The following is a 17499-nucleotide window of genomic DNA, read 5'->3' on the forward strand; positions in this document are numbered from 1 at the left end:
TCAATCCGCGAAAACGTGCATGTCGACCTCATGGGCCGGGGGGTAGGGGGCCTGTTCGGCATAGGCGACGGCCTCGGCCGCATCCTTTTCGATCTCGGCGTTCATCGCCTCGATCTCGGCTTCGGTGGCGATGCCTTGCTCCACGAGAAAGGCGCGGAAGCGGATGATCGGGTCGCGATTGTCCTTCCAGTCCTTTTCCTCGGCCTTGGAGCGGTAATATTCGCGGTTGATGTCGCCCACGTGGTGGCCGTGGTAGCGATAGGTCATCAGTTCCATGAAGAACGGGCCTTCGCCCTTGCGGGCGCGCGCCACCAGTTTCTGGGTCAGCTCGTTGACGGCCAGCACGTCCTGACCGTCGACCTGGTGCGCCTCGATCCCGAAGGCCTCGGCCCGCGCGATGATGGAGCCAGCGGCGATTTCCTCGGTCCTGGTGTATTCGGAATAGCCGTTGTTCTCGCAGGCGTAGATGACCGGCAGCTTCCAAAGGGCTGCCATGTTCATCACCTCGTACATGAGGCCCTGGGCGGTGGCGCCATCGCCGAAGAAACAGACGGTGACATCGTCCTGCCCCATCAGTTTCGCGCGCAAGGCCGATCCGGTGGCGATCCCCATCGACCCGCCCACGATGGCATTGGCGCCAAGGTTGCCGTGGCTTTGGTCGGCGATATGCATCGAGCCGCCCTTGCCCCGGCAATAGCCCTCGGCCTTGCCCAGAAGCTCGCAAAACATTTCCTTGAATTCCGCGCCCTTGGCCACGCAATGCCCATGACCGCGATGGGTGGAGGTGATGTGGTCATTGTCGGTCAGCGCCTCGCAGATGCCGACGGCGACGGCCTCTTCGCCGGAATACATATGGGTCAGCCCCGGCATCTTGGCCGAGAGGTAGAGCTGGTTGGCGTTGTCCTCGAAGGTGCGGATGCGGACCATCTGGGCATACATGCGCAGGTAATCCTCGGTATTGGTCTTTGGCTTGGCCATGGGTCTGGTCCTTTGGCGGGTGGTGGGTTTCACCCGCGTTGGGGGGGATTGGTGGGTTTCACCCACCCTACGGGGTTCGGTTCGTGGGGGTCCGGCATCCCATCAGGCTGGCGTAGGGTGGGTGAAACCCACCCCACCACTCAGTAGCGGTTGGCGATGGGCAGTTCCTCGGCGGGGAAGAGGCTGATCACCTCGCAGCCCGTCTCGGTCACGACCACCTCTTCCTCGATGCGCGCGGCGGAATAGCCGTCGGCGGCGGGGCAGTAGGTCTCCAACGCGAAGACCATGCCGGTCTGGATCTCCATCGGATGCTCGAGGCTGACCGCGCGGCTGATGATGGGCCGCTCATGGAGCGCAAGGCCCAGGCCGTGGCCGAATTGCAGGCCGAAGGCCGCGTCCTCGTTGGGGAAGCCAAGGCTTTCTGCCGTCGGCCAGACCTCGGCCACCTTGTCGGTGGTGACACCGGGCTTGATCATGGCGATGGAGGCGTCGATCCATTCGCGCGCCTTGACGTAGGCGTCATTCTGCGCGGGCGTGGCGCGGCCCACGTTGAAGGTGCGGTAGTAGCAGGTCCGGTAGCCCTGGTAGCTTTGCAGGATGTCGAAGAAACACTGGTCACCGGGCCGGATGAGGCGGTCGGTGAAATTGTGCGGATGGGGGTTGCAGCGTTCGCCCGAGATGGCGTTGATCGCCTCCACGTCATCGGAGCCCATCTCGTAGAGGAGCTTGTTCGAGAGTGCCACGATGTCGTTCTCGCGCACGCCGGGTTTCAGTTCCTCGTAGATCATGTGGTAGACGCCATCGACCATGGCGGCGGCCTGCGTGAGCAGCTGGATCTCGTCCCAGTTCTTGATCTCGCGCGCGGCCAGCATGATCTGCTGGCCGTCGACGACCTTGATCCCTTCTTCCTGGAGCGCGTGGAACATGGCGGTTTCGGCGTAATCGACGCCCACGGGCATGTCGGCCATGCCCGCGTCGCGGATCAGCTGGGCGATCATCTTGGCGTATTTCTTCATCAGGCCGAATTCGGGCGGGATCGTGCCGCGCATGCCCACCACGCCCGCAAGGCAATGGTCGGGTTCCAGCCAGTCGGAATGACGCTTGTGATGGACCGCGGCCGAGCCGAAATCCCAGACATAGGGGCTGTCGTCGCCCGTCAGCAGGCAGAAGCGGCACATCTTGTCCCGTTCCCATTCGCCGATCTTGGTGGCCGAGACATAGCGGATGTTGTTGACATCAAAGAGCAGGAGCGAGCCTGCATTCGAGGCCTGCAGCGATTGGCGGGTGCGGGCCAGCCGGTAGCGGCGCAGGCGGTCGTGGTCGATGCGGCGTTCGAAATCGACCGAGGTATGGCCCCAGGCGGGCAAGCGGTCGCGCCATTCCCAGTTGGGGTTCAGGTCTTGGGGGGTCAGCAGGTTCGGCATCAGGGCGCGGGACATGAAAATCTCCTTCCGGCGGCGCGGGGCCTGCCGGTTTTGCGGGTGTTTGTCGGGTGAAAACGTCTGGCGTTACTGGATGCACCAGCCGCCGTCGATGTGGATCATCTGGCCGGTCATGTAGTCGCTGTCGCGGCTGGCAAGGAAGGACGCGGTGCCGGTGATGTCGTCGGGGTAGGAGACGCGCTTGATCTGGAGCGCATCGCGCACGATGTCCTCGTAGGCCTGGCCCTCGCGGTCCTTGAAGCCGATATCGACGAGGTCCTTGTCGAGCTGTTCCCACAGCGGGGTGACCACGACACCGGGGGCATAGCCGTTGACGGTGATGTTGTGTTCGGCCAGCGCCAGCGCCCCGCAATGGGTCAGGGCCAAGCAGCCGTATTTCGAGGTGCAATAGACCGTCACGTCGATCAGCGGCTTGCGCGAGGCGATGGAGCCCACGTTGATCAGCTTGTAGGGGCCGCCCTCCTTGCCCTGGGCGATCATCTGGCGAGCGGTTTCCTGCATGCCCAGCCACATCGCCTTGGTGTTGACGTTCATGATCATGTCCCAGTTGTCTTCGTCGATATCCATGAAGAACCGGGGTTTGTTCAGGCCCGCATTGAACAGGCCCACGTTGATCGAGCCGAAGGCCTCGACCGTGGCTGCGACGGCGGCGGCATTGTCGGCGCGCTTGGTCACATCCATCCGCACGGCGATGGCGCGGCCATTGCCGGCGGCATTGATCCGGTCGGCCATTTCCTGCGCCGCATCGAGGTCCAGGTCGCCGAGGCAGACATTGGCCCCTTGCGCGGCGAAGGCTTCGGCATTGGCGGCACCCATGCCGCGCGCGGCACCGGTGATCAGGATATTCTTGCCCTTCAGGCGTTCGGGGTCCATGGGTTTCCTCCCTCGTGGTCTGTGTCTTCCAGGATCGTTTCGGCGCGGGCCTGGATGCGGGCGAGCGCATCGCGGGGCCGGGTCAGGCCGCGCAGCATGTCGTGCAGTTCGAGACCGCATAGCTTGATGATCTCGGAGACCTGCGGGATCGGCGGGCGCGGCCAGAATTGCAGCTCGTCGCGCCACGACATCTGGTCGACGGTCTCGAAGATCGGGGACAGGCGGCGCACCTCGGGATCGGCGCCCACCGAATAGCGGGGGGCGGTGCGACTGCCATTCTGGACATACAGCTTCTGCGCGCCGGGCGAGGTGAAGGCGATCAGCGCCTCGGCGGCATCCTTCACCCGGTCGGGGGCGAGATTGGCCGGGATACACAGCGCATAGCCGCCCACGGGCGCGATGGGTGCGCCAGCCGGACCATGGGGATGAGGCAGGTAGCCCGTGTTGTCATAGGCGGGGCAGGTTTCATCGAGCTCGAAATACGGGGCCAGCAGCGTGTAGCCATAGGCCATCGCCACCTTGCCCGCCGCATAGGGGCGGACGCGTTCATACCAGGACATCGACAGGATATCGGGTGGGGAATAATCCAGCAGCTCCATCAGGTATTCGGCCGCCGCAAGCGCGCGGTCGGTGTCGAGCCGGGGCCGCCACGGCCCCCGGCCCAGGCGGGCCGCGTCATAGCCGCCCGCGATCTCGGGCAGGTCGATGATCGGCTGGCCGAAAGCGGCGCAGGTCATCATGAAGGTATGGCCCAGCGCCGTGCCGCGCGCGGCATTCCACGCCACCCCGTAGCGCCCGGCGCGGGGGTCGTGGAAATGGCGGGCGGCCGCGATCACCTCGTCGGCCGTGACGGGGGGCGTGATGCCGTCGCGGGCGAACCAATCCTTGCGGTAGAACATCAGTTCCGGCGTGGTCTGGCTGGGCACGCCGTAGGGCACGCCGTTCCAATGCGTGGCGCGCCAGCCCGCGGTGTGGAAATCGCCGGGATCGAGCCTGTCGGTATCCATCACCTCGGTCAGGGGGCGGATCACGCCCTTGGTCACGAATTCGCCGATCCAGGGCAGGTCGACGGCGATCAGGTCATAGGCGCTGCGCTTGCGTTCGGCGTTGCGCAGCGTTTCCTGGTGCAGGCGGTCGATGGAAAAGGCGCGCTGGTGGATGTCGGTGCCGACGATCTGTTCGAACTGGCGCTTGAGGTTTTCCATCACCATGAAGGTCGGGTCGCCATGCACGAGGATGCGCAGGCCGCCCGCCAGTTTCAGCGGCGACAGGAGCGCGCGGGGCGGCGCGATGACCGCCTGGCTCGAGACATAGGAGCCGCCGTAGAAGTAATCTTCGGTTTCTTCCGGGTCCGCGGCGTCGAAGGAGGCCCGCGCCAGCCGACCGATCCGGCTTGCGATCTGGCCGAATTCCTCGAGCAGGTGGGCGCTGGGATGGAGCGAGAAGGTCCGGCCCGATTTCGTGCGCGGGCGCTGTTCGACGAGGCCTGCGGACTGGATCTCGGCCAGCTTGCGCATCGCGGTGGCATAGGGCACCCCCGAGGCGGAGGCCATCGAGGAGGAGGAGACCATCCGCCCCTCGATATGTCCGCGCATCAGGTGGAGGATCATGTTCAGGTGCGGATTGGGTGTTGTCGGCTCGAGCGAGGTGTCGATCTCGCGGCAGAGCCCGCCGAGGAACTCGACGACGCGGGCCAGCTCCACATCGGCGGCACCCGCGCCAAGACGGCCGCCAAGCGATGAGGCGTCTTGTCCGAATTGGAGGATTTCGCTCGGTTGCTTGTTCATGGTTCCGCTGGCACGTTGCCCGGCGACCCGGATCGGGGAGCGCGTCATGGGCTGTCCTCCATGCAATGTTCAATTTGATATCCGGACACGATGGCCGAAAATGTTCAAAATGGATATCAATTTGTCCAAATCGGACAAAATGGCCCGGGTCATCCGGGGGTGAAACAACGCTGGATCAGGGCAGATTGCACCGGGCGATTCCCGGGCTGGGAGGCAGCGGCAATCACCAGACCGACACAGGGAGGAAAGACATGACCCGCAACACCAAGCTCTCGCTTGCCTGCACGACCGCGCTCATTGCCATGGGCGGCGCGGCGGCGGCGCAGACCTACACCATCGGCATCACGCAAAACAACGTGGGCGTCGACAGCTACCAGACCACCTATGAACAGGCCTTCATCGCGGCGGCGGAAGCCAACCCCGATGTCGAGGTCGTCGTTCTGGATGCAGGCGGCGACGTGGCCCGCCAGATCGCCCAGATCCAGGATCTGGTGCAGCAGGAAGTCGACGCGATGATCATCTGGCCGACCAATGGTCAGGCCGTCATCCCCGCCGTTCGCCAGGCCCATCAGGCGGGTATCCCCGTCGTGATCACCAATTCGAACATCGCCGAGGAAGGGTTCGATTTCATCCGCTCCTTCTCGGGGCCCGACAACGTCACGCAGGGCGCGCGGTCGGCGGAAATCATGTGCGAGCGCTTCACCGCGCTGGGCATCCAGGACGAGGCGCGGATCGTGCAGATCACCGGCCAGCCGGGCTATACGACCGCCATCGAACGCGCCGAAGGGGTTCGAGCAGCGCCTGCCCGAGGTCTGCCCGAACGTGACGCTGGTGGCCAGCCAGCCCGGCAACTGGAACCGCGAAGACAGCCAGCGCGTGATGGAAGCCTTCCTTGTCCAATATGACGATATCGACGGCGTCTATTCGGGCGACGACAACATGGGCGTGGGCGCGCTCAACGCGGCGCTGGCCGCTGGCCGGGCCGAAGGCATCACCTTTGTCGGCGCGACCAATTTCGCGGTCGGCTATGATGCGATGGAGCGCGGCGAATACTGGGGGTCGATCTACCAATCCCCGGTCGATGATGCCGAGGCCGCGCTTCAGACCGCGCTCGACATCCTGGCAGGCGAAGATGTTCCGTTCCTGAACTACTTCGACACGCCCAAGATCACGCAAGACAACATGGGCGAGTTTACCCGCCCGGTGTTCTGATCCTCCCCTCCCTGACGGGGCGGCGGCCTGCCGTCGCCCCGCTTTTTTCCAGAGCATTGCCAGACGACAAAGGAATTCACCGTGGCTGAACCGCATGGGGTAGAAGGGCGTGTCTGCATCGTGACCGGTGCGGCGCGGGGGATCGGGCGCGCCATTGCAGAGGCGCTTTTGGACGAGGGCGCAAAGGTCTGTCTGGCGGATCTGAACGCCGACCAGGTGGCCGAGGTGGCCGAGGCCAACCGCGCGCGTGACGGCATCGCGCCCGATGCGATCCTGTCGGTCGGCGTCGATGTGCGCGACCGCGCGCAGGTCCGCGCGATGGTCGAGGCGACGGCACAGGCCTTTGGCCGGGTCGATGTGGTGTTCAACAATGCCGGCGTGAACAAGCCGATGAATTTCCTCGACGTGACCGAGGACAATTGGCACCTGATCATGGATGTGAACGGGTTGGGCTGCCTGATCGGCATGCAGGAGGCCGCGCGCCAGATGATCGCGCAGGGCCCCGCGCCGGATGGAACGGTGGGCAAGATCGTCAACACCGCGTCGGTCGCGTCGCGGCAGGGGTTCGACAATGTCGCGCCCTATTGCGCCTCGAAATGGGCGGTGGTCAGCCTGACGCAGTCGGCGGCGCGCGACCTTGCCAAGCATGGTATCACGGTGACAGGCTTTGCGCCGGGGGTGGTCGCCACCGAGATGTGGGAGCAGGTGGACCGCGACCTGATGGACATCGGGGCCGCCGAGCGCCCCGGCCAGGCGATGGAGGAATTCTCGTCCGAGATCCTGAAGGGACGCGTCGCGCGCCCGGCGGATATCACCGGCACGACGACGTTCCTTGCCTCGCGGGCCAGCGATTACATGACCGGCCAGATCGTGATGATCGACGGGGGCATGACACTGGTCTGACGCGCAGCCCACAAGCCGCGCGCAAGACCGGAACCAGCGCCGAGGGGGGCGCGTCCGCAGGGGAGGACGGACAGAATGGCCGACACGGCTATCAAGACATTCGGGGGCCTGTTGGCCCGCCAAGGCATCCTTGTTGCCTTCATCCTGTTCATGGTGGGTTTCACGCTGTGGAACCCGCGCTTCATCGACATCGACAATGTCTTTGGCGTGATCCGGTCCTCGGCCATTCTGGGCGTGATGGCGCTTGGCGTCACCTTCGTGGTGATCGGGGGCAATCTGGACCTGTCGGTCGGATCGATGCTGTCCTTTTCGGCCATCGTGGTGCTGGACCTGCATGAAAACCCGGCCGTTGGCCCGGCGCTGGCCATTCCGGCGATGTTCGCCCTGACCCTGTGTCTGGGCGCGATCAACGGGTTTCTGGTGGGCTACCTGCGGCTCAATTCGCTGATTGTCACCTTGGGGATGCTGTCGGCCATCCATGGTCTGACGCTGACATGGTCGGGCGGGCAGAACATGGATATCGCCGATCAAAGTGCCACGTGGTTCGGCGTTTTCGGGCGCGGCACGGCGCTGGGCATCCCGATCCCGGTCCTGATCCTTGTCGCGCTGGCGGCGTTTCTGGGCATCTTGCTCGCCAAGACGCCCTTTGGCCGCAAGGTCTATGCCGTGGGGGGCAATCCGACGGCGGCGACATTCTCGGGCATCCCGCGCGCAAGGGTCGTGTTCCTGACCTACCTGATTTCCGCCTTTTGCGTCGCGGTGGCGGGTCTGATCCAGGCCAGCCGCACCATGGGCGCGCAGAACACCGTGGGGCAGGGGCTGGAGCTGGAGGTTCTGGCCGCCGTGATCCTGGGGGGGGCGTCGCTTCTGGGTGGGTCGGGCACGATCTTCAAGACGGTGATCGGCGTGCTGATCCTTGGCTTCATCCAGAACGGTCTGCTGCTGGCCGGTCTGCAATTCTACGTTCAGTTCGTCGTGACCTGGATCATCATCATTCTCGCGGTCTGGCTCGATATCGCCACCAAGCGCGGGAAGCTCTGGTCGCCGATCGCGTGATGGGGATGCACATGACCAACGATATCCTCAAGAAACTTGTCCAGAACGGTGCGATCTGGGGCTTCATCCTGCTGCAGCTGGTCTTTTTCGAACTGGCCGGGCGCTATTGGGCGGGGTCGAGCACGACCTTCATCGATCTGGACAACCTGTTGTTGCTGCTCAAGCAATCCGCGCCCATCGGGATCATCGCGGTGGGCATGACCATCGTCATGGTGAACGGCAATATCGACCTGTCGGTCGGCGCGATCTACGCGCTGTGCGGGATCGTCATGCTCGACAGCATGGGCTGGCCGATGATGGAGGCGATGGGCGACGGGGCGATCCCGCTTGCGTGGCTCATCGCGCTTGTCACCGGCTGCGTGCTGGGGCTGATCAACGGTCTGGTCGTGTGGAAGACGGGGGTCGATGCCTTCATCGTCACCTTGGGCGCGATGCTGGGTTATCGGGGCCTCGTCTTCATGTACAATGGCGAGCAGCCCACCTCGCATCTGAACTGGACGATGGTGGACATGGCCGAATGGGGCATTTTCGGCCTGCAGACGCCGGCCTTGGTCCTGTTGGCCGTGGTCGTCGTCTTTTGGCTGGTGATGACGCGCACGGTTCATGGCCGCAACGCCTATGCCATCGGCGACAACCGTGAGGCGGCGGTGAATGCGGGCATCCGGGTCGGCCCCCACATGCTGATCAATTTCGTGGTGATCGGGTTTCTGGCCGCCCTTTCCGCCGTCGTCTTTTATTCCGGCAGCGGGTCGGTGAACCCCAATGACGGGATGCTGTTCGAATTGTGGGCGATCACGGCGGTGGTTCTGGGCGGCACCAAGCTGACGGGCGGCAAGGGGTCGATCATCGGCACGCTGGGCGGTGTCATCGCGATCCAGCTGCTGCGGCGGGGCCTCAACCATATCGGGGCCGATACCGAGACGGTGAACATCGTGATCGGCACGATCCTGATCGTGGTCCTGCTTCTGGACCGCCAGCTCAACCGCAAGGCTTCAGGGGAGTTGAAAGTATGACCGGGCAAACCCCCGCGCTGCGGCTCGACGGGATCGTCAAGGATTTTCCGGGCGTGCGCGCGCTCGATGGCGTGAGTTTCACCGTGATGCCGGGCGAGGTTCACGCGCTGATGGGCGAAAACGGCGCGGGCAAATCCACGCTGATGAAGGTTCTGGGCGGCATCTATCAACCCGATGCGGGCCGGATTTTCATCGCCGAGCGCGAGACGCGCATGAAAGGCCCGCTCGAGGCCAAGGCCAATGGCGTCATGTTCATCCACCAGGAATTGAGCCTGGCGCAGGAATTGTCGGTGGCCGAGAACATCTATCTGGGCGAATTGCCCCGCAAGAGCTTTGGCCGCGTGGATTGGGCGACGCTTTACGCCCGCACCGACGCGATCTTGCAGCGCCTGCGTGTGGGGTTCACCGCCCGGACGCGGGTGGGCGATCTGTCCATCGCGAACCAGCAGATGGTCGAGATCGCCCGCGCCCTGACGGTCGATGCCAAGGCCGTGATCTTTGACGAACCCACCGCCTCGCTCACCGATGCGGAAAAGGTCGTGCTCTTCGACGTGATCGCGGATCTCAAGGCGCAGGGTGTGGGGATCATCTACATTTCGCACCGCATGGAAGAGATCTTTCGCATCACCGACCGGATTTCCGTTCTGCGCGATGGCGAATATCGCGGCACGCTGACCACGGCGCAGACCGACGAGACCGAGGTCACGCAGATGATGATCGGCCGCAAGCTCGACCTCAGCCGCTCTGCCGCGCCGGTGGAGCCGGGGGCGGTCGCGCTCCGGGTCGAGGGGTTGTCGTGCGGCACGCTTTTCCGCGATGCGACCTTCGAGGTGCGCGAGGGCGAGGTTCTGGGCTTTTACGGTCTGGTCGGCGCGGGCCGCACCGAGATCGCGGAAACGCTGTTCGGGCTGCGCAAGCCCACGGCGGGGCGCATCCTGTTGAAGGGGGAGGAGGTCACGATCACCTCGCCCATCGATGCGATCCGCAAGGGCATTTCGCTCGTGCCCGAAAGCCGCAAGGAACAGGGCCTGGTGCTGGGCATGAATTGCCGGGACAACATCACCCTGCCGCAGGTGGCCGATCTGACAGCCGGGCCCTTCGTGGCGGATGGGGCCGAAATCTCGATCTATGACCAATACCGCGACCGGCTGTCGATCAAGAGCCCCAGCTGGCGCACCCTGGTGGGCAACCTGTCGGGCGGCAATCAGCAAAAGATCGTCATCGGCAAATGGCTGTCGATGCGTCCCGAGGTGCTGATCGTGGACGAACCCACGCGGGGGATCGATGTCGGTTCCAAATCCGAGATCCACAACCTTTTGCGGGACCTGGCGCGGCAGGGCTATGCGGTGATCGTCATCTCCTCCGAGATGCCGGAGGTGCTGCAATGTTCCGACCGGATTGTAGCGATGTACAACGGCACGATCATGCGCGAATTCACGGCAGAGGAAGTGACCGAGGACAGCCTGATCCAGGCGATTTCGGGGCTGGCGTCGGAGGCTGCGGCCTGAGCAGGCGGGGGTCCGTCGAAGGGGGCGGGGATGCCCCCTTCGACGGGCTGAGTGACGAGAAAACACACACCTCCCTGCGTGGCGCAGGACTCGATAAGCCTCGGTCAGCTCAGCATTCGCCAGGCGGGCGCTCAATGGGTCGTTTGGGACGATCTAAAGCGCCGCGGCATGTCGGAGGTATAGGTCGGCGATATCGGCTGGGTGAAATGTCTGGGGCCGAGTTGCCGCATCATTTCGTGAATGGGTCACTTTTACCGCTTGGACATCGTGAATTGGTCGGTTTTCGCATGGGTGGGAGGCGGCCTGACTGGCGGTATGGCGGGGGTTGTTCCGCCACGAGCCTTGGCCGGCCGTCCGCGCCGCGTGTCACGCCCCATTCCCCCGGCGGCGCGTCCCGTCCCCGCAGTCGCGCGAGGGTCCAGCGGGTGTCGTCGGCCCCATGGGCGGGGGTCAGGCTCCAGCGGGTTTCCACGCCTGCTGCCCCGCCCTCGCCCGGTGTGAGAAGCAGGGCGAGGGGGGATGTGCCGCGCGCCTCGACCCCGGTTTCGGCGGCAAGATGCAGGCGGCGCACCGGGGTCAGGCCCGGCGGTTCGGGCAATTCGGCCACGACGAGGGGCAAAAGCCCCGCGCGCAGCGCCTCCTCCATGGTCCAGAGGATGTCTTCGGGCCGGTCGGGTTCGACCGTGATCAGGCGGGCGGGGTCGATCTCCCCCCGCACGCCGGCCATGTGCAGCCTGTCGGGATGCCATGCGGGCCGGATCCACAGCACGGTGCCCGCCGTCTCTGCCGCAAGCCAGAGTGCCAGACGCCGCCGCGCGGGCCCGCAAAACTCATGCGCCCGCGCGCCCGCCAGCCGGAACCGCCCCAGAAGCGGCAGGCCGGGGCGGTCATGGCGATGCGATTGGCGAGTCAGTTTCGTCAGGTCCATGGCGCGGCAGTATAGATGTTCACCAAATGTTCTCAAGCGCCGGGTCTGAACCGGCCTTGCACATCCCGGTCCGGCGGCTAGGGTCCGGCCCGACACAGGACAGGGGACAAGAGAATGCGCCAGATCGCCCTCGGCTCGACCGACACGATGATCACCGATTACTGCCTTGGCACGATGACATGGGGCAACCAGACGCCCGAGGCCGACGCCCATCGCCAGATGGACATGGCGCTCGACGCGGGCATCACCATCGTCGACACCGCCGAGATGTATCCGGTGAACCCGGTGCGCGCAGAAACCGTGGGCGTGACCGAGGAGATCCTGGGCAACTGGAACGCGGCCAATCCGGGGCGGCGGGGCGATTACGTTCTGGCCACCAAGATCACCGGCAAGAACGCGGCCTTTGTCCGGCAGGGGCAGGATATCACCGGGGCGACCTTTACCGCGGCCATCGACGCCTCGCTCGCGCGGCTGAAAACGGACGTGATCGACATCTACCAGATGCATTGGCCCAACCGGGGCAGCTACCATTTCCGCCAGTGCTGGCGCTATGACCCGTCGAAACAGGATCGCGCCGTGACGCTGGCGCATATGGAAGAGGTGCTGGAGGCGGCGGACCAGGCCGTGAAGGCGGGCAAGATCCGGCATTTCGCGCTTTCGAACGACAGCGCATGGGGCACGGCGCAATGGCTGCGCCTGGCCGAGGATCGGGGCCTGCCAAGGGTGCAGTCGATCCAGAACGAATATTCGCTTCTGTGCCGTCTCTATGACCTCGACATGGCGGAGCTGGCGGTGAACGAGCAGGTGACGCTTCTGGCCTATTCGCCGCTGGGTGCGGGGCTCTTGACCGGGAAATACCAGGATGGCGCCCTGCCCGAAGGCAGCCGGATGGCGATCAACGGGGATCTGGGCGGGCGCAAGACGGAGCGCGCCTTTGCCGCCGTTGCGGCCTATCTGGAGCTGGCGAAGCAGCACGGGGTCGACCCGGTCCATATGGCGCTGGCCTTTACCGTCCAGCGGCCCTTTGCGGTGTCGACGATCTTTGGCGCGACCACGTCGGAGCAGCTGGCGCATATCCTCTCGGGGGTTGATGTGACCCTGTCGGCGGAGCTGATGGAGGCGATCGACACCACCCACAAGGCGCATCCGATGCCCTTTTGAGGGCTGTGGACAAGGCTGGGGAAAGATCGGGAAACGGAAAGGCGAAGGGGCCTTGCGTGGTCTGCGCGGCGGTTCTGTGTCGAGAATCCACCTTTTCTCCCGTTGCTCCTGCGCCGCCCGCCCGCAATTTCCCGTGACAGTTCCGATCCGCCGCGCAAGACTGCGCTGCAGGGACATCAGGGGAGGATGCGGCCATGCCGGTCGTGCTATGCTATGGCGACAGCAACACGCACGGGACGCGCCCGGTCACGCGGATCGGTCATCTGGACCGGCATGACCGCGCCGACCGATGGCCGGAGGTGATGGCCGCCCATCTCGGCCCGGAGGTGCAGGTGATTTCCGAAGGCTTGCCGGGCCGCACCACGGTGCATGACGATCCCGTCGAAGGGGGCTGTCGCAACGGCATCGCCGTGCTGCCCGCGATCCTGCACAGCCACCGGCCCATCGACCTGATGCTGGTGATGCTGGGCACCAATGACCTCAAGCCCCGGTTTTCCGTCACCGCCTGGGAAATCGCCCGTTCGGTCGAGCGCATCTGCCTGTCCGCCCGGGCCGAGGGGGTTGTGGATGATCTGATGATCCTCGCCCCCGTTCCGGTCGTGGAAACGGGCGTTCTGGACGATGCCTTTGCAGGCGCCGCAGCGCGCCAGGCGGGGTTGAGCGATCACTTGCGCGCTGCCGCCGCGCGCATCGGTGCCGGGTTTTTCGATGCGGGCGCGCATGTCGCGGTGTCCCCCGTAGACGGGGTGCATTGGGACGCCGCAGCCCATCACGCGCTGGGCGCTGCCCTGGCGCGCGCAGTGGCGGAGCGGTTGGGCCTTCAGGCGGCGGAGGGTGCTGTCGGTCAGCGCCCCTGATCGACCAGCCCGCGCAGATGCGCCAGATGGCCGGGGATCGCGCGGGCCGAGACCTGCGCCTCGCGCACCAGCCAGTCGAAATGCCGCGTCACCGTGCGCACCCGGTCGCGGTCGCGAAACGCGATGTAATGGCGGCCAAGGTAGATCACCGCCATCTTGGGGCCAAAGACCGTGACAGGGGCCGACCAGACCCGCCGCGCGTCATAGAGAAAGATCCGCAGCGACGGGTAGAACTGGTCATAGACCTCGGCCAGCCAATCGATCTGGGCGCGGCGGATGTCGGGGTCCAGCCCCGCGTAATAGCCTTCGCCCCGGGCGAAGCTTTCCATCTCGTGGACCGCCATGGCCATTTCGTAATCGCCTTCGGTCAGCCGCATCCAGTCGAGCCGCTCGGCGGCGGCATCGATGGCGGCATCGGGGCGGCGATGGGTCAGCGGCGCATACTCCCAGCGCAAGAGCGCGTTGGTTTTCAGCATGTCGGGCAGGGTCGCGGGCACATGGCGGATCTTGTAACCCTCGGCCTCGCGGTGCCAGGCAAAGATCTGGTCATCGAGCCCCGTCGCGCGGCCCGTTTCCGAGATCGACAGCGAGCTGTCCAACAGCGCGCCCGCCTGTTCCGGCCGGTCGGTCAGCCCCAAAAGCCAATCGGCCGAAACATCGAGCGCCTGCGCGCAGGCGGCCACCACATGCCCCCCCGGCATCCGCGTTTCGCCGGGCGCCAGCATCTGCGTGACGCTGGAGCGATCCACCCCGATGGCGCGCGCCAGCCCTGCCCGGCTTTGGCCCGAGATCGCCAGCGCCGCCGCCAACCGGTCGCGGAACGTGGCTGCCACACTGCGTTTGTCGGATTTTTCCAGCATTGCTGATTTTCCACAACGATGTTGAGTATCCGCTGAGAAAACCCCGACTGCCCGCAAAGCGCAAGCTCACATATCCGTGATCCCGGGCAGGGGCGCGGAGGCCCCGCAACGCAAGGGACCGGGCAGATCATGCGCATCGAATGGCCGACACTGGCGCTGATCCTTGCCAGTTATGTCGGGCTTTGGCTGGGCCTTTTCGTGCTGCCGGGGATCAGCGTGGCGCTGGCCATGGCGGTCTTGATCCCCACCATCGCGCTGCAATCCTCGCTCCAGCACGAGGTCATCCATGGCCATCCCTTTTCCGAACGGCGGCTGGGCGAGGCGCTGGTCTTTCCCGCCTTCAACCTTGCCATTCCCTACCTGCGGTTCCGCGACACGCATCTGGCCCATCACATGGATGCCCGCCTGACCGACCCCTATGACGATCCGGAATCGAATTACCTCGACCCTGTCGTCTGGGCGCAGCTGTCGCCGCTGCACCGGCGGCTCTTGAACGCCAACAACACGCTTGCCGGTCGGATGATCCTCGGGCCGCTGATCGGGCAGGTCGGTTTCATGGCCGCCGATTGGCGGAGCATCCGGGCGGGCGACATGGCCGTCCTGCGCGCCTGGCTCTGGCATCTGCCGCCCACGATCGCCCTTGTGGCGCTGGTCGTGGCCGCGCCTCTGCCGCTCTGGGCCTACCTGGTGTCGTGCTACGTGGCGCTGGCCATCCTCAAGATCCGGACCTTTCTCGAACACCAGGCCCATGAGCGCGCGCGCGGCCGCACGGTGATCATCGAGGATCGCGGGCCCTTGGCCTTTCTGTTTCTCAACAACAACCTCCATGTCGTTCACCACATGCACCCCAAGCTGCCCTGGTACCGACTGCCGCGCATCTACTGGAACAACCGCGAGGCCTATCTGGGCCGGAACGCGGGCTACAGCTATCCGGGCTATGGCGCGATCTTCCGGGCCTATCTGTGGCGCGCGAAAGACCCGGTGCCCCATCCCCTTTACCCCAAGAATTAGATTGCAGGCCGGGGGTTTGCGGCGCATGTGAGGGGTCATGCCCGTCTGGATCATCGCCACGATACTCGCTGCCTTCTTCCAGAACCTCCGGTTCCTGCTGCAGCGCCATCTCAAGGTCACGACGCTGTCGACCATGGGGGCGACCTGGGCGCGGTTCGCCTTTTCCATGCCGCTCGCTGCCCTCGCGCTGGCGCTCTGGCTCGGGGTGACGGGGCAGGCCCTGCCAAGCCCCACGCCCGCCTTCTGGGGCTATGCGCTGACCGGGGCCATCGGCCAGATGCTGGCGACGGCCTGTGTCGTCACGCTCTTCGGGCGGCGCAATTTCGCGGTCGGTGTGACGCTGGCCAAGACCGATGTGATCCTGAGCGCGCTCATCGGCCTCGTTCTTTTGGGAGAGGCCGTTTCGCTGCCCGTCGCGCTCGCCATCGTGGTGGGCTTTGCGGGTGTCATGCTCCTGTCCGATCCGCCGCGGGGCGATGTGGCGCTAGGCCTGCGCGCGCGGCTTTTCAATGCCGCCTCGGGTTACGGGCTTCTGTCGGGGTTGCTCTTCGGGCTGTCGGCGGTCTGCTACCGGGGCGCGACGCTGAGCCTTGAGGGGGGGGATGACCTGTTGCGGGCGGCGACGGCGCTGGTGGTGGCCACTTTCGTGCAGACACTCACACTCGGCCTGTGGCTCGCCTGGCGCGAGGCGGGGCAGATCGGGCGCGTCCTGGCCTCCTGGCGCGTGTCGGGGCCGATGGGGCTGACCTCCATGCTCGGCAGTCTCGCCTGGTTCACCGCCTTCGCGCTGCAGACGGCCGCCTATGTCAAGGCTCTGGGCCAGATCGAACTGGTCTTCACCTTTCTCGTCTCGGCCTTCTGGCTTGGCGAACGCTCCTCGGCCAAGGAGATTGCGGGGGCGCTCCTGCTGGTCGTATCGGTCCTCATCATCTTCCTCGGGGCGCTGCCATGATCGCCATCGCGCTCTCCATCGCGCCGATCTTCCTGCTGATCGTCACCGGCTACGCGCTCCGGCGCGGCGGCATCCCGTCCGAGGAATTCTGGACCCTCAATGACCGCCTCGTCTATTTCGTCCTGATGCCCGCGCTCTTCTTCGTGAAGATCTCGCAGACGGACCTGTCGGACCCGAACCTTCTCTCCTTCACCGCGACGCTCTACGCGGGCTTTTTCCTCGCCGTGGGGGCGGCCACCGCCCTTGCCGTCACCTTGCGCTACGAGGGGCCGCAAGCCACCTCGATCCTGCAAGGGGCAAGCCGCTTCAACACCTTCATCTCGCTGGCCGTGGCCGAAACGCTCTACGGGGCGGCGGGGTTGCAGTTGGCGGTTCTGGCGGCGGCGGTGCTCGTGCCCGTGGTCAACCTGACGGTCGTGGGGCTTTTCTCGGTCCTTCTGCCCAAGCCGGGCAGTCCGGTCCTCGTGAATGCCGCGCGCGGGCTTGCCACGAACCCGCTGATCCTGTCGATCCTTGCAGGTGCCGTGGTGAATGCGCTGGGCTGGGCGCCGATCCCGGTTCTGACCGAAACGCTTGCGGTGCTGGGGCAGGCGGCCCTTCCCATCATGCTCTTGTGCGTGGGCGCGAGCCTCAAGCTGCGCGGGCTTCAGGCCGATCTCCTGCCCATGGCCATCGCGGCGGGGGGAAAGCTCGTGCTTTTCCCCCTCGTCATCTTCGCCCTTGCCCTGGCGCTCGGCCTGCCTCCGCTCACCGCGCAGGTGGCGCTGATCTACGGCGCGCTGCCCACGGGGGTCGCCGCCTATACGCTCGCGCGCCAGATGGGGGGTGATGCGCCGCTCATGGCCGCGATGATCACGGTCCAGACGCTTCTGGCCTTCGCGCTCATGCCGCTCTGGCTGGGTCTCGGGGAATGGGTCTTCGGCCTCTGATCCCCCCTTCATCTTTCTCCAAATATGCC

At 65.4% G+C, this 17499-nt stretch carries 15 protein-coding genes and 1 pseudogene; 10 read left to right on the forward strand and 6 right to left on the reverse strand.

Features of this window, described 5'->3' with window-relative positions:
- The 4 genes from AABA51_RS03580 to AABA51_RS03595 form a co-directional block, all read right to left on the reverse strand.
- Complete coding sequence (locus AABA51_RS03580) at window positions 1-978, reverse strand: thiamine pyrophosphate-dependent dehydrogenase E1 component subunit alpha (RefSeq protein ID WP_338274481.1); 978 nt, start codon at window positions 976-978, stop codon at window positions 1-3.
- A gap of 140 nt (window positions 979-1118) precedes the next feature.
- Window positions 1119-2417, reverse strand: coding sequence for a M24 family metallopeptidase (locus AABA51_RS03585; protein ID WP_338274483.1), 1299 nt, complete (start codon window positions 2415-2417; stop codon window positions 1119-1121).
- A 69-nt stretch (window positions 2418-2486) separates the two neighbouring features.
- Window positions 2487-3293 (reverse strand): SDR family NAD(P)-dependent oxidoreductase, encoded by an 807-nt coding sequence (locus AABA51_RS03590; protein ID WP_338274485.1) that lies wholly within the window; start codon window positions 3291-3293, stop codon window positions 2487-2489.
- Window positions 3275-5128, reverse strand: coding sequence for an ABC transporter substrate-binding protein (locus AABA51_RS03595; protein ID WP_338274487.1), 1854 nt, complete (start codon window positions 5126-5128; stop codon window positions 3275-3277). Before AABA51_RS03595 ends, AABA51_RS03590 begins: the two co-directional genes overlap by 19 nt.
- Window positions 5129-5331: 203 nt before the next feature.
- On the opposite strand from AABA51_RS03595, the pseudogene AABA51_RS03600 reads away from it, so the two are divergent.
- The 5 genes and pseudogenes from AABA51_RS03600 (at window position 5332) to AABA51_RS03620 (ending at window position 10772) form a co-directional block, all read left to right on the forward strand.
- Window positions 5332-6292 (forward strand): annotated as a pseudogene (locus AABA51_RS03600) (sugar ABC transporter substrate-binding protein).
- Window positions 6293-6373: 81 nt separating this feature from the next.
- Complete coding sequence (locus AABA51_RS03605) at window positions 6374-7195, forward strand: SDR family NAD(P)-dependent oxidoreductase (RefSeq protein WP_338274489.1); 822 nt, start codon at window positions 6374-6376, stop codon at window positions 7193-7195.
- Between the two features lie 75 nt (window positions 7196-7270).
- Window positions 7271-8251, forward strand: coding sequence for an ABC transporter permease (locus tag AABA51_RS03610; protein ID WP_338274491.1), 981 nt, complete (start codon window positions 7271-7273; stop codon window positions 8249-8251).
- 11 nt (window positions 8252-8262) lie between these two features.
- Window positions 8263-9264, forward strand: a complete 1002-nt coding sequence (locus AABA51_RS03615) for an ABC transporter permease (RefSeq protein ID WP_338274493.1) — start codon at window positions 8263-8265, stop codon at window positions 9262-9264.
- Window positions 9261-10772: a sugar ABC transporter ATP-binding protein gene (locus tag AABA51_RS03620; RefSeq protein ID WP_338274495.1), complete on the forward strand. Its 1512-nt coding sequence runs from the start codon at window positions 9261-9263 to the stop codon at window positions 10770-10772. Before AABA51_RS03615 ends, AABA51_RS03620 begins: the two co-directional genes overlap by 4 nt.
- A gap of 229 nt (window positions 10773-11001) precedes the next feature.
- Here AABA51_RS03620 and AABA51_RS03625 read toward each other — a convergent pair whose 3' ends face one another.
- On the reverse strand, window positions 11002-11700 hold the full coding sequence (locus tag AABA51_RS03625) for an ImuA family protein (RefSeq protein ID WP_338274497.1): 699 nt from the start codon (window positions 11698-11700) through the stop codon (window positions 11002-11004).
- A 114-nt stretch (window positions 11701-11814) separates the two neighbouring features.
- On the opposite strand from AABA51_RS03625, the gene AABA51_RS03630 reads away from it, so the two are divergent.
- Window positions 11815-12861: an aldo/keto reductase gene (locus AABA51_RS03630; RefSeq protein WP_338274498.1), complete on the forward strand. Its 1047-nt coding sequence runs from the start codon at window positions 11815-11817 to the stop codon at window positions 12859-12861.
- A gap of 194 nt (window positions 12862-13055) precedes the next feature.
- Window positions 13056-13718 carry a GDSL-type esterase/lipase family protein gene (locus AABA51_RS03635; RefSeq protein ID WP_338274500.1) on the forward strand — a complete coding sequence of 221 codons (663 nt, stop codon included), beginning with the start codon at window positions 13056-13058 and terminating at the stop codon, window positions 13716-13718.
- Here the strand turns inward: AABA51_RS03635 and AABA51_RS03640 are convergent.
- Complete coding sequence (locus AABA51_RS03640; RefSeq protein ID WP_338274503.1) at window positions 13706-14551, reverse strand: helix-turn-helix transcriptional regulator; 846 nt, start codon at window positions 14549-14551, stop codon at window positions 13706-13708. The genes AABA51_RS03635 and AABA51_RS03640 overlap by 13 nt on opposite strands.
- 156 nt (window positions 14552-14707) lie before the next feature.
- On the opposite strand from AABA51_RS03640, the gene AABA51_RS03645 reads away from it, so the two are divergent.
- Genes AABA51_RS03645 through AABA51_RS03655 form a run of 3 tightly spaced genes read left to right on the forward strand, consistent with a single transcriptional unit; the run spans window position 14708 to window position 17470 of the window.
- Window positions 14708-15589, forward strand: a complete 882-nt coding sequence (locus AABA51_RS03645) for a fatty acid desaturase (RefSeq protein WP_338274504.1) — start codon at window positions 14708-14710, stop codon at window positions 15587-15589.
- Window positions 15590-15626: 37 nt separating this feature from the next.
- A complete protein-coding gene (locus tag AABA51_RS03650) occupies window positions 15627-16541 on the forward strand; it encodes a DMT family transporter (RefSeq protein ID WP_338274506.1) in 915 nt (304 codons plus the stop codon).
- A complete protein-coding gene (locus tag AABA51_RS03655; RefSeq protein WP_338274508.1) occupies window positions 16538-17470 on the forward strand; it encodes an AEC family transporter in 933 nt (310 codons plus the stop codon). Before AABA51_RS03650 ends, AABA51_RS03655 begins: the two co-directional genes overlap by 4 nt.
- The last annotated feature ends 29 nt before the right edge of the window (window positions 17471-17499 follow it).

Origin of the sequence: Roseicyclus marinus (genome assembly GCF_036322625.1) — a bacterium.
In the GTDB taxonomy this organism is placed as follows: Bacteria; Pseudomonadota; Alphaproteobacteria; order Rhodobacterales; family Rhodobacteraceae; genus Roseicyclus; species Roseicyclus marinus_A.